At 57.0% G+C, this 12,169-nt stretch carries 8 protein-coding genes; 4 read left to right on the top strand and 4 right to left on the bottom strand.

All coding sequences use genetic code 11. The features are described from left to right. Together SERS4_RS0124705 and metF are read left to right on the top strand one after the other, a co-directional pair. Complete coding sequence (locus tag SERS4_RS0124705) at window positions 1-2,436, top strand: bifunctional aspartate kinase/homoserine dehydrogenase II (protein ID WP_012147459.1); 2,436 nt, start codon at window positions 1-3, stop codon at window positions 2,434-2,436. Between the two features lie 378 nt (window positions 2,437-2,814). After that, the gene (gene metF, locus SERS4_RS0124700; RefSeq protein WP_017894413.1) at window positions 2,815-3,717 is read left to right on the top strand and encodes a methylenetetrahydrofolate reductase; all 903 of its coding nucleotides are present in this window, start codon (window positions 2,815-2,817) and stop codon (window positions 3,715-3,717) included. Between the two features lie 52 nt (window positions 3,718-3,769). On the opposite strand, the gene SERS4_RS0124695 is transcribed toward metF, so the two are convergent. Together SERS4_RS0124695 and SERS4_RS0124690 are read right to left on the bottom strand one after the other, a co-directional pair. After that, window positions 3,770-4,711 carry a PDR/VanB family oxidoreductase gene (locus SERS4_RS0124695; RefSeq protein ID WP_017894412.1) on the bottom strand — a complete coding sequence of 314 codons (942 nt, stop codon included), beginning with the start codon at window positions 4,709-4,711 and terminating at the stop codon, window positions 3,770-3,772. Then, window positions 4,708-5,745, bottom strand: a complete 1,038-nt coding sequence (locus SERS4_RS0124690; protein ID WP_017894411.1) for an aromatic ring-hydroxylating dioxygenase subunit alpha — start codon at window positions 5,743-5,745, stop codon at window positions 4,708-4,710. Before SERS4_RS0124690 ends, SERS4_RS0124695 begins: the two co-directional genes overlap by 4 nt. A gap of 109 nt (window positions 5,746-5,854) precedes the next feature. Between SERS4_RS0124690 and SERS4_RS0124685 the strand changes: the two genes are divergently transcribed. Further along, complete coding sequence (locus SERS4_RS0124685) at window positions 5,855-6,814, top strand: LysR family transcriptional regulator (protein WP_071593047.1); 960 nt, start codon at window positions 5,855-5,857, stop codon at window positions 6,812-6,814. Window positions 6,815-6,882: 68 nt separating this feature from the next. On the opposite strand, the gene ppc is transcribed toward SERS4_RS0124685, so the two are convergent. Together ppc and argE are read right to left on the bottom strand one after the other, a co-directional pair. Then, window positions 6,883-9,519, bottom strand: a complete 2,637-nt coding sequence (ppc, locus tag SERS4_RS0124680; protein ID WP_012147457.1) for a phosphoenolpyruvate carboxylase — start codon at window positions 9,517-9,519, stop codon at window positions 6,883-6,885. A 258-nt stretch (window positions 9,520-9,777) separates the two neighbouring features. Next, complete coding sequence (argE, locus tag SERS4_RS0124675; RefSeq protein WP_017894409.1) at window positions 9,778-10,923, bottom strand: acetylornithine deacetylase; 1,146 nt, start codon at window positions 10,921-10,923, stop codon at window positions 9,778-9,780. A 216-nt stretch (window positions 10,924-11,139) separates the two neighbouring features. Between argE and argC the strand changes: the two genes are divergently transcribed. Further along, window positions 11,140-12,144, top strand: coding sequence for an N-acetyl-gamma-glutamyl-phosphate reductase (gene argC, locus SERS4_RS0124670; protein WP_017894408.1), 1,005 nt, complete (start codon window positions 11,140-11,142; stop codon window positions 12,142-12,144). Window positions 12,145-12,169: the final 25 nt, after the last annotated feature.

Genomic DNA, 12,169 nt, shown 5'->3' with positions numbered 1-12,169 from the left:
ATGAATGCAATTGCGGTAGCAGGGCCGGTGAGCGGGCGTCAACTACACAAGTTTGGCGGCAGCAGCCTGGCAGACGTGAAGTGTTATCTGCGGGTGGCCGGGATCATGGCCGAATACAGCCAACCGGGTGACATGATGGTGGTGTCGGCTGCCGGCAGCACCACCAACCAACTGATTAGCTGGCTGAAGCTCAGTCAAAGCGATCGTCTTTCTGCACATCAGGTTCAGCAGACGCTGCGTCGCTATCACAGCGAATTGATTGGCGGTCTGCTCCCACCGGAAACTGCCGAGCCGTTGATCGCCGAGTTTATTCAGGATCTGGAGCGTCTGGCGGTGTTGCTGGACGAAAAGCTCGACGACGCCGTATACGCCGAGGTCGTTGGGCACGGTGAGATTTGGTCGGCGCGGCTGATGGCGGCGGTACTGAACAAGCTGGATATGCAGGCCGCCTGGCTGGATGCGCGTGACTTCCTGCGCGCGGAGCGTGCCGCTCAACCCCAGGTTGACGAAGGCCGCTCTTATCCATTGCTGCAACAGTTGCTGGCTCAGCACCCGGGCAAACGCCTGGTGGTGACCGGCTTTATTTCACGCAACGACGCCGGTGAAACCGTGTTGTTGGGGCGTAACGGCAGTGACTATTCCGCTACCCAGGTCGGCGCGTTGGCCGGTGCGGAGCGCGTGACCATTTGGAGCGACGTGGCCGGGGTGTACAGCGCCGATCCGCGCAAGGTAAAAGATGCCTGCCTGCTGCCACTGTTGCGGTTGGATGAAGCCAGTGAACTGGCTCGCCTGGCGGCACCGGTGCTGCATACCCGTACCCTGCAGCCGGTGTCCGGCAGTGATATCGATCTGCAACTGCGCTGTAGCTATCAGCCGGAACAAGGCTCAACGCGTATCGAACGCGTGCTGGCCTCCGGCACCGGCGCGAAGATTGTCACCAGCCATGACGACGTGTGTTTGATTGAGCTGAACGTTGCCAGCCAGCATGACTTCACACTGGCGCAGAAAGAGCTGGATTTGGTACTCAAGCGCGCGCAAATCAAACCGCTGGCGATCGGCATTCACCCTGACCGTAATCTGGTTCAACTGTGCTACACCTCGGAAGTGGTCAATAGCGTGCTGCGTACCTTGCAGGAAGCGGCATTACCGGGTGAGCTGCGGCTGCGTGAAGGCCTGGCGCTGGTGGCGCTGGTGGGCGCGGGCGTTTGCAAGAATCCGCTGCACAGCCACCGTTTCTATCAACAGTTGAAAGACCAGCCGGTAGAATTTATCTGGCAGGCCGAAGACGGCATCAGCCTGGTGGCGGTACTGCGTCAGGGGCCGACCGCGTTGCTGATCCAGGGCCTGCACCAGACCCTGTTCCGCGCCGAAAAAAGCATTGGCCTGGTGCTGTTCGGTAAAGGCAACATCGGCGCACGCTGGCTGGAGCTGTTTGCCCGCGAGCAGAAAAATATTTCCGCACGCAGCGGCTTTGAGTTCAGCCTGGCGGGCGTGGTGGACAGCCGCCGCAGCCTGCTCAATTACGATGGGCTGGATGCCAGCCGCGCCCTGGCGTTCTTTGAGGACGAAGCACAGGAGCTGGACGAAGAGTCACTGTTCCTGTGGATGCGTGCGCATCCGTTCGACGATCTGGTGGTGCTTGACGTGACCGCCAGTGAGGAGCTGGCCGAACAATATCTGGATTTCGCCAGCTATGGCTTCCATGTGATCAGCGCCAATAAACTGGCGGGCGCATCTTGCAGCGATAATTATCGCCAAATCCGTGATGCCTTCGCCAAAACCGGCCGCCACTGGCTGTATAACGCTACCGTCGGTGCCGGTCTGCCGGTCAATCATACGGTGCGAGATCTGCGTGACAGCGGCGACAGCATTCTGGCGATCAGCGGTATCTTCTCCGGTACGCTTTCCTGGCTGTTCCTGCAGTTCGACGGCACGGTGCCGTTCACCGAGTTGGTGGATCAGGCCTGGCAGCAGGGGCTGACCGAACCGGATCCGCGGGTCGATCTCTCCGGCCAGGACGTGATGCGCAAGCTGGTGATCCTGGCGCGTGAAGCGGGCTACGATATTGAGCCGAATCAGGTACGAGTCGAATCGCTGGTGCCTGCGGGGGCCGAACAGGGCTCCGTCGATCAGTTCTTCGAAAACGGCGATGCGTTGAACCAGCAGATGCTGCAACGTTTTGAGGCCGCCAGTGAAATGGGGTTGGTGCTGCGCCACGTGGCGCGTTTCGATGCCAATGGTAAGGCGCGTGTCGGCGTGGAAGCGGTACGGCCTGAACATCCGCTGGCATCGTTGCTGCCGTGCGATAACGTGTTCGCTATCGAAAGCCGCTGGTACCGCGACAACCCACTGGTGATCCGCGGGCCGGGTGCCGGGCGTGACGTCACTGCCGGTGCGATCCAGTCAGACCTTAACCGTTTGGCACAACTGCTTTAATCTTCTTGTGGGCGCGGATCAACCGCGCCCTTCGTTTGATGACAAACACCCGAAAAACGTGGTTTTCGGGTGTTTGGGTTGAACCAGAAGACATAATCCTTTGTTTTTATTAGCACTCAAAATAGTACTTTAGCCACAAATGACTTTGTCAGCAGTCTGAGGGCGCGCATCCGCCGCGCCCTTCGTTTTTCCTGCCATAATTCTTCTTATTCTGAACGTGAAGTTCTTTCTCTTAACGGGTGAGGATTAATCATCTTATTCCCCTCAGTTTCCTGTTGACTCTTTAGTCAACATACGGCATTTTCTATCTAGACGTCTAAACGTATAGACGCTTAATAAGATAAAGCAAAACAGCGATCGATAAGAGGCGGACAGGGTATGAGTTTTTTTCACGCAAACCAGCGGGAAGCGCTGAATCAGAGTCTGGCAGAGTTAAACGGCCAGATTAACGTATCATTCGAGTTCTTCCCGCCGCGCACCAGCGAGATGGAAGACACCCTGTGGCAGTCCATCGATCGTCTGAGCAGCCTGAAACCTAAATTTGTCTCTGTGACCTATGGTGCCAACTCCGGCGAGCGCGATCGTACCCACAGCATTATCAAAGGGATTAAGGAGCGTACCGGTCTGGAGGCAGCACCGCACCTGACCTGCATCGACGCCAGCCCGGCTCAGCTGCGCGAGATTGCTACCGACTACTGGAACAGCGGCATCCGTCATATCGTGGCGCTGCGTGGCGACCTGCCACCGGGCAGCGGTAAGCCCGAAATGTACGCTACCGATTTGGTGGCCTTGCTCAAAGACGTCGGCGATTTTGATATCTCGGTGGCGGCCTACCCTGAAGTGCACCCGGAAGCCAAAAGTCCGCAGGCGGATCTGATTAACCTGAAGCGTAAAATCGATGCCGGTGCCAACCGCGCGATTACCCAGTTCTTCTTTGATGTGGAAAGTTACCTGCGTTTTCGTGACCGCTGCGTGGCGACCGGTATTGACGTGGAAATCGTGCCGGGCATTCTGCCGGTGTCCAACTTCAAGCAGTTGCAGCGTTTTGCCACCATGACTAACGTGCGTGTGCCGAGCTGGATGACCAGTATGTTTGAAGGGCTGGACGACGATGCCGAAACCCGCAAAATGGTCGGTGCCAATATCGCGATGGATATGGTGAAAATTCTCAGCCGCGAAGGGGTGAAAGACTTCCACTTCTATACGCTGAACCGCGCCGAGATGAGTTACGCCATTTGCCATACGTTGGGCGTGCGCCCAGGTCCTGTGGCTGTCGTCTGAAAAAATACCGGTCAGTAAGCTCTGACCGGTATGAGTCTTTTCCGTCGTTACGCTAGAGATCCAGCACCAGCGTAGGTGAAAGAGCGCGGGAAACGCAAATTAGAATCGAACGGTTGGTGGCGCGTTCTTCATCGCTTAAAACATAATCCCGATGGTCTGCTTCACCCGCCAACAGGGTGACTTCACAACTGCGACACAGCCCCTCGCGGCAACTGAAAGGCAGATTGATGCCGTTTTGTGCCAGAGTTTCCAAAATCGAGATGCCGGGCAACACCCGATAACGCCCACCGCTGCGCTGCAATTCAATATCAAAAGCCTCTCCCTCCTCGCTGATAACCTCGCCGGCAGTAAAACGTTCGAAATGAAGCCGGTCGGCAGGGATCTGCTGCGCCTGGGCAAGGCGTTGTACTTCTTCCATCAGCGACTCCGGCCCACAACAGTAAATGCGCTCCTCAGACGCAATGGCCTCCATGGCCGACGCCAGGTCCTGGCTGCGGGTTTGGCTGTCGGCATGGATGCGTACGCTGTTTCCTGCTACTAACAAGGGTTCCAGCCAGGACTGAGGGTAGTGAGAGCGGATAAACCAATCCAAATGCCATAAATATCCGTGCCGCTGACACCACAGGATCATGCTGCGGATCGGGGTAATGCCAATGCCCCCGGCAATAAAGCGGTAGTGCGGTGCGCCGGGAACTAAAGAAAACAGTGAGCGCGGTTCACCAATGGTCAGTTGTTCCCCTACGCGCAATTGCTGATGAATATAGGAAGATCCCCCACGCGAAGCGCTGGCCAGAGCGATCCCCAGACAGTAGCGATGTGTTTCGTGAGGATCATTGCATAACGAGTAAGGCCTGACCTGACCATTGGGTAAATGCAGGTCCAGGTGATCGCCGGCGGCAAAGGGCTGCAGGGGACGATCGTCGGCTGCCGTTAACTCAATGCCGATCACGTTTTCCGCCAGGTGATAAAGCCGGGAGACCTTAACCGTCCTCATGGCGTTTCCCCGCTGCGACTTTCCTGTTCCAGACGCTGCGTGACATGCCAGCGGAACTGCGCCAGGGCGGCATCAATGGCAAAGGGGAGCATCTTGAAGTCCGGTGCCAGCGCCAGGCTCTGTTGCTGGGCGGTGATAATCACGCGGTCTTCATCAAAGGCTTGCAGGATAGCGCGGTGGATCTGCGCGGTGACCTCTGGTTTATCCAGCGCAAAGTTATGCGGCTGGCAGAAAAAATAGTGGGTGCTGTTTTCCGTTTCCGGCGTGAGCGCCTGACAGCTGTAAAACTCCAAAGCGCCATTGCGATTACCCTCAGGCGCACCCTGGCCTGCCGGGGCGACGCCGGAATCCATCCGCAGAATGCCCGGCAGGGTGAAATGGTAAATATTCCAGCGGTCGACCCGTTCGGGGCAGCCTTCGATATCGCGAACAAACGGCGGCGGAGGCATATTCATCAGCCAGCGGGTGATGCGAACGCCGTCTTCCATTTTCTCCACCTTGGGCTGCACGTTGGCGTATTCCTCACCCCCGCCAAGGGTGGTGCTGTGCACGTAGGGCAAGTGGGAAAAGTCGAGCAGGTTGTCACAGATCAGCAGGTAGTTGACGTCATAATGCAGATAACCGGGGATATAGCGCCATTGCGGCGAGTCCAGCCAAGGTGTGTCGGGGATGGTTGCCGGGTCGGCCAACTGCGGGTCACCGGGCCACAGCCAAATCCAGTTATTGCGCTCTACCACCGGGAAGCTACGCACCCGCGCTTGCGGGGGTAAACGGCTTTGCAGCGGGGCTTCAACACAGGCACCTTCTGAGGTGAATCTCAGCCCGTGATACATGCAGCGGATGTCGTCCCCTTCACGGTTTCCTAAAGACAAAGGTGCGCCGCGATGGCAACAGCGGTCTTCCAGCGCCTTCACTGCTCCGGATTCGGTCCGATAAAATACGATGGGAATACCAATGATGGTGCGAGCAAACAGCGCATCGTCGAGAATTTCATGTGACCAGGCAGCGACATACCACGTATTGCGAATAAACATAGCACACTCCTGTGTAGGGGTTTTGTGGCCGCCTAAAGGCAGCTCGTTGCATTCCCTGCAAACTATGTAATTATATTGTTAAGTTCAACGCAAAGGGATTCATCAGGAGATGCATGCTATGCATATGAAAGGACTTGATTTAAATCTCCTCATTGTTTTTGATGCACTTTTATGTGAAAGAAATGTTACTTGCGCAGCGCAAAAGGTCGGTCTTTCTCAAAGTGCGGTGAGCCATGCGCTGGCGCGTTTGCGGACTTTCTTTGCCGATCCTCTGTTTATCAAAGGGGCCATTGGCATGGAGCCGACCCCCAGAGCGTTGCAGCTGCGCGCCCCGATCGGCCGGATATTGTTGGAGGTACGCCAGCATATCCAGTCACCGACCCCTTTTGAACCCGCATTGGCGCGGCGCCAATTTACCCTGGCCCTGACCGATCTTGGGGAAGTGGTGATGCTGCCAACGTTGCTGAGGCAGTTTCGCCAATTGGCGCCCCATTGCACGCTGCGCAGCGTGCAGATAGCGCCGGAGCAGATGGAGCAGGCGTTGGCCGGAGGGGAGCTGGATTTGGCGGTGGGGGCATTTCCCTCACCGGCGGAAGTGTTGTTTCAGCAACGGCTTTATGATCACACCTTTGTGGTGCTGGGCAGTAGCCACAATAGCCAATTACATAAGGGCATCACGCACGATCTCTTTGAGTCCTTGCCTCATGTGGCGGTCAAATATCCCGGCCGGTTGGGGGCCTGCTATGACGCGGTGCTTGAACAGTTGGAGATACGACGCAATATATGCCTGACCACCCCGCATTTTCTGACCATTCCGTTTTTACTGGAGCAAAATCCGGATCTTATTGCGACGGTGCCGTTAGAGCTGGGGTTGATTTTTGCCCAGAGTCGTCACATCACATTGCTGCCACCGCCAATCCTGCTGCCATCTTTTACTCTGCGTCAGTATTGGCATCCGCATTTTCATGATGATGCGGCGAATCAATGGTTACGGCAGTTGATTCGTCATACGTTCGAGAATTATCCCGAGGTTGAAGGCAATCGGCCTGTGCGACTTAGCGCGCTATAGATAACGGCATTGGCGATGGATAAAAAAACGGCCCCTGTGAACAGGAGCCGTTTTTTACAACGCTCTACCTAGCCGGTGTTGCGCATCCCGGCGGCGACGCCGGCAATGGTCACCATCAGCGCCTGCTCAACGCGGGCATCCGGTTGTTCCTGTTGACGTGAACGGTGCAACAGTTCCGCCTGCAGTACGTTGAGTGGATCGGTATACACGTTACGCAGCGCAATGGATTCGGCGATCCACGGCAAGTCTTCCATCAGGTGCGCGTCATTGGCGATGGTCAACACCACCTTGATGTCGCTTGCCAGCTGGTCGCGCAATTGCTGGCCCAGTGGCCACAGCGATTTGTCGACCAGACGCTGATCGTAGTATTCCGCCAGCCACAGGTCGGCCTTGGCGAACACCATTTCCAGCATCGCGATGCGGGTGGAGAAGAACGGCCAGTCGCGGCACATGGCTTCCAGTTGATCCTGCTTACCGGCCTTCACCGCCTCTTGCAAACCGGCACCGGCACCCAGCCAGGCCGGCAGCATCAGGCGGTTCTGCGTCCAGGCGAAGATCCATGGAATGGCGCGCAGACTTTCAACGCCGCCGTTTGGCTTGCGTTTGGCCGGGCGTGAACCCAACGGCAACTTGCCCAGCTCCAGTTCCGGCGTCGCGGCGCGGAAGTACGGCACGAATTCCGGATTTTCACGCACGTAACCACGATACATTTTGCATGAAGTGTCTGACAGGTCATCCATCAGTGCACGCCACTCTTTTTTCGGCTCCGGCGGCGGCAACAGGTTGGCTTCCAGGATCGCACCGGTGTACAGCGCCAGGCTGCTGATGGTGACTTCCGGCAGGCCAAATTTGAAGCGGATCATCTCACCCTGTTCGGTGACGCGCAGGCCGCCTTTCAGGCTGCCCGGCGGTTGCGACAGCAGTGCCGCATGCGCCGGGGCACCACCACGGCCAATCGAGCCGCCGCGACCGTGGAACAATGTCAGCGCCACGCCGGCTTTCTCACAGGTTTTGATCAGTGCGTCTTGCGCGCGGTACTGCGCCCAGGAGGCGGCCATCACTCCGGCATCTTTTGCCGAGTCGGAATAGCCAATCATCACCATCTGTTTGCCCTGGATAAAGCCGCGGTACCAGTCAATATTCAGCAACTGGGTCATTACGTCGTCGGCGTTGTTCAGGTCGTCGAGGGTTTCGAACAGCGGGGCCACCGGCAGGGCGAACGGGCACCCGGCTTCTTTCAGCAACAGGTGAACCGCCAGCACGTCAGAAGGCGTGCGAGCCATGGAAATCACGTAGGCGGCAATCGAACCCTGTGGCGCTTCGGCGATCACCCGACAGGTTTCCAGCACTTCCTGGGTGTCGGCACTCGGCTCCCATTTCAGTGGCACCAGCGGGCGTTTGGAGTTCAGTTCGCGGATCAGGAACGCCTGTTTGTCGGCTTCCGACCAGCTTTCGTAGTCGCCCAGCCCCAGATAGCGGGTCAATTCGGCGATGGCTTCGGTGTGGCGGGTACTTTCCTGACGCACGTCGATCCGCACCAGCGGCACGCCAAAGCAGCGTACGCGACGCAGGGTATCGAGCAACTGGCCATTGGCGATGATGCTCATGCCACAGGCCTGCAGCGACTGGTAACAGGCGAACAGCGGCTCCCACAGCTGTTCGTTATTCACCAGCAGGTCGTGCGGTTTCAGTACGCGCTCACCCTTCAGGCGACCTTCCAGATAAGCCTGAGAGCTCATCAACTGGCTGCGCAGTTGCTTCATGATTTCGCGGTACGGCTCTTGCACTTCATCGCCACCGGCCCGTGCACGCAGTTCCGGGGTACATTCGGTCATCGACAATTCGGAGACCAGCACCTGAATATCGCGGGTGAATAGGTCGCAGGCCTTCCAACGGCTGAGCAGCAGTACATGGCGGGTAATTTCAGCCGTCACGTTAGGGTTGCCATCGCGGTCACCGCCCATCCAGGAGGTGAAACGTACCGGCACCGCTTCCGCCGGCAGGCTGTAATCGATGGAGTTTTCCAACTGTTCGTTGAATTCGCGCAGGAAGGCAGGCACCCCTTCCCACAGGCTGTTTTCCACCACCGCAAAGCCCCACTTGGCTTCGTCGATCGGGGAGGGACGATGTTTGCGGATCTCGTCGGTATGCCAGGACTGGGCCACTAATTGGCGCAGACGGCGCATGATCTTGTTGCGCTCGTAGTCGGCCAGATCGTTATGGTCGAGTTGGCTGAGGCAGGTGTTGACCTCAACCAGCTTGTGGATCAGGGTGCGGCGAGTGATTTCCGTCGGGTGCGCGGTCAGCACCAGTTCAATGGACAGCTGTGACACCGCATTTTGCAGCTCCTTGGTGCTGAGCTTTTTGTCTTTCAGCCGGGTGAACAACTGCGCCAGCGCTTCCGGGTTGCTGGCGGCTTCACCATTGGGTGAAATGCTGTGGTACTGCTCGGCGACGTTGGTCAGATTGAGAAACTGGCTGAAGGCGCGTGCGACCGGCAGCAACTCGTCGTTGGACAGGTTTTGCAAGGTAGAAAGCAGCTCCTGGCGATGCGCTTCGTTACCTGCACGTGAAGATTTGGAAAGCTTACGGATAGTTTCAACGCGATCGAGAATATGCTCGCCCAGCGCTTCTTTGATGGTATCGCCGAGCAATTTGCCGAGCATACTGACATTACTTCGCATTGCCGAATATTGTTCGTTCATATAACCCCTGACCCAGTTCTGTATGATTTTTATCTTGTAAGTAAATTTCACGTGTCAGGCGAACAGCGCCTGTTTCATCTCGCCACGTTCCTGTCCAATGGTCAATTGACACTATTTTTAGCAAAAAAACATCAAAATCGGCGCATTTTCTGAAATTTAATTACGCTGCGCCGGTTATCAGTCTGGCTTATTTCATTGGTTTGCTACTTATTAATGGGTAGGGAGATGATAAATCATTAACCCTACCCTGTGTCAGGTTTATTGGCGACAGAAGTGGCTGACCAACTGACCCAGCAGCTTGCGCGTCGGTTCGATAAAGCCGGTATCTATGTATTCGTCCGGTTGATGCGCCTGGTCGATAGAGCCGGGACCCAACACCAGCGTCGGGCAGACCTGCTGGACGAAGGGAGCCTCTGTGCAATAGTTGACCACCTGCGTGCGGGTGCCCAGCAGTTTCTCAATCACCGCCACCATATGGTGATCGGTCGGGCACTCATAACCCGGAACCGAGGCATGCAACTCCTCAATGCTCAGGCGGCCCGGCCAGCGCTGGCTGACTGGCTCCAGCGTTTGCTGCATCAGTTCGTTGATGTTGTCGAGCGTCATGCCCGGTAACGGGCGGATATCCAGATGCAGCTCGCAGCAGGCGCAGATACGGTTGGCCGCATCGCCCCCGTTGATATGACCGAAGTTCATGGTCGGGTAGGGCACGGCAAAGGCCGGGTTGTTAAAGCGCTCTTGCAGCGTTTTGCGCAGCTCCATCAGGCGGCCGATGGTTTCATGCATCAGATCGATGGCGTTCACGCCGCGCGCCGGGTCACTCGAGTGGCCGGATTGGCCGACGATGCGGATGGCGTTGGCTATGTGGCCCTTGTGCGCACGCACCGGCTGCAGCGAGGTTGGCTCACCGATAATGGCGAAGTCCGGACGGATGCTGGTCGAGGCGGCAAAATAACGTGCGCCGGCCATCGTCGTTTCTTCATCTGCGGTGGCCAGAATGTATAAAGGCTTGGTCAGTTGGCTGACGTCGATGTCGCGTACCGCATCCAGAATAAAGGCAAAGAAGCCTTTCATATCGGCAGTGCCCAGACCGTACAGCTTATTGTCGTGTTCGGTCAGGGTGAAAGGGTCGCGCGTCCAGCGGCCTTCATCGTAAGGCACGGTGTCGGTGTGACCCGCCAGCAGCAGGCCGCCGCTGCCTTCGCCAATGCTGGCCAGCAGGTTGAATTTGTTGCGGCTGTCCGGCACCGGCTGCACGTCGACGCGGAAGCCCAAATCGGCAAACCAGCCGGCCAGCAAGTTGATTAATGCTTCATTACTCTGATCGAGGGCGCCATCGGTGGCGCTGATCGACGGAGTGGCGATCAACGCCCGGTACAGCTCAATAAATGGAGGTAATTTCATCTTCACTGTTGACAGCCTTTGGTTAGGTTGGTATCAATATTCATGCAATTATTGTGAATAAAAATACAATAAGCTGGAGCGTAAGGGAACCCGATTCCCGGATGATTATAAAAACATCAACGCTCGACCTCGTGGGTGAACGGCAAAACAACGCTGGTGAGCCTGGAAACCTGAGTCGAATACGACCAAACGCAAGTCTAGAAGGTGAAAGGCCCCATGTTGAATACGCTGATTGTCGGTGCCAGCGGTTATGCCGGAGCAGAGCTCACGGCGTACCTTAATCGTCACCCACACATGAACATAACCGCTTTAGCGGTTTCAGCGCAAAGTGCAGATGCAGGAAAATTGCTTTCCGATTTGCACCCCCAGTTAAAAGGCATCGTCGATCTCCCCTTGCAGCCGCTGGTTGATGTAGCCGCCGCCGCTGTGGGTATTGACGTAGTGTTCCTGGCGACGGCACACGAGGTTAGCCACGATATCGCGCCGGCATTCCTGGCCGCAGGTTGCGTGGTGTTTGACCTGTCCGGTGCGTTCCGCGTGAAAGATGCCGCCTTCTACAGCCAATATTACGGTTTTGAACATCAGCATGCCGACTTGCTGGAGCAGGCGGTGTATGGTCTGGCGGAATGGCAGAGCGACAAAATCAAACAGGCTCAGCTGATCGCCGTACCGGGCTGTTATCCGACGGCGGCGCAGTTGGCACTGAAACCGTTGATCGACCAGGAGTTGCTGAACCTTGAGCAGTGGCCGGTGATCAACGCGACCAGCGGCGTTAGCGGTGCAGGCCGCAAGGCCAGCGTGACCACCAGTTTCTGTGAGGTGAGCCTGCAGCCGTACGGTATTTTCAACCACCGTCACCATCCGGAAATCGTCGCGCATTTGGGCGTGCCGGTCATTTTTACGCCACATTTGGGTAACTTCCCGCGTGGTATTCTCGAAACCATTACCTGTCGCCTGAAAGCCGGTGTGACCGCGCAGGATGTGGCTGCCGTTTATCACGCCGCCTATGACGACAAACCGCTGGTGCGGCTGTACGACCAGGGCGTACCGGCATTGAAGTCAGTCGTCGGGCTGCCGTTCTGCGACATCGGCTTTGCCGTGCAGGGCGAACACCTGATTGCCGTGGCGGCGGAAGACAACCTGTTGAAAGGCGCAGCCGCTCAGGCGGTGCAATGCCTGAATATCCGTTTTGGGTTCCCTGAAACCCAGTCATTACTTTAATAAATCACCAGCGTGGGATGTATAC

Source organism: Serratia sp. S4 (assembly GCF_000347995.1).
GTDB lineage: Bacteria > Pseudomonadota > Gammaproteobacteria > Enterobacterales > Enterobacteriaceae > Serratia > Serratia quinivorans.
The sequence above is the reverse complement of the archived record's forward strand: the minus strand, read 5'-3'. Positions and strand labels throughout refer to the sequence as shown.

Bases quoted from the DNA above. Each gene is read 5' to 3' on its own strand.
- SERS4_RS0124705 (WP_012147459.1), top strand. From the start codon at position 1: ATGAATGCAATTGCGGTAGCAGGGCCGGTGAGCGGGCGTCAACTACAC.
- metF (WP_017894413.1), top strand. From the start codon at position 2,815: ATGAGTTTTTTTCACGCAAACCAGCGGGAAGCGCTGAATCAGAGTCTG.
- SERS4_RS0124695 (WP_017894412.1), bottom strand. From the start codon at position 4,711: ATGAGGACGGTTAAGGTCTCCCGGCTTTATCACCTGGCGGAAAACGTG.
- SERS4_RS0124690 (WP_017894411.1), bottom strand. From the start codon at position 5,745: ATGTTTATTCGCAATACGTGGTATGTCGCTGCCTGGTCACATGAAATT.
- SERS4_RS0124685 (WP_071593047.1), top strand. From the start codon at position 5,855: ATGCATGCTATGCATATGAAAGGACTTGATTTAAATCTCCTCATTGTT.
- ppc (WP_012147457.1), bottom strand. From the start codon at position 9,519: ATGAACGAACAATATTCGGCAATGCGAAGTAATGTCAGTATGCTCGGC.
- argE (WP_017894409.1), bottom strand. From the start codon at position 10,923: ATGAAATTACCTCCATTTATTGAGCTGTACCGGGCGTTGATCGCCACT.
- argC (WP_017894408.1), top strand. From the start codon at position 11,140: ATGTTGAATACGCTGATTGTCGGTGCCAGCGGTTATGCCGGAGCAGAG.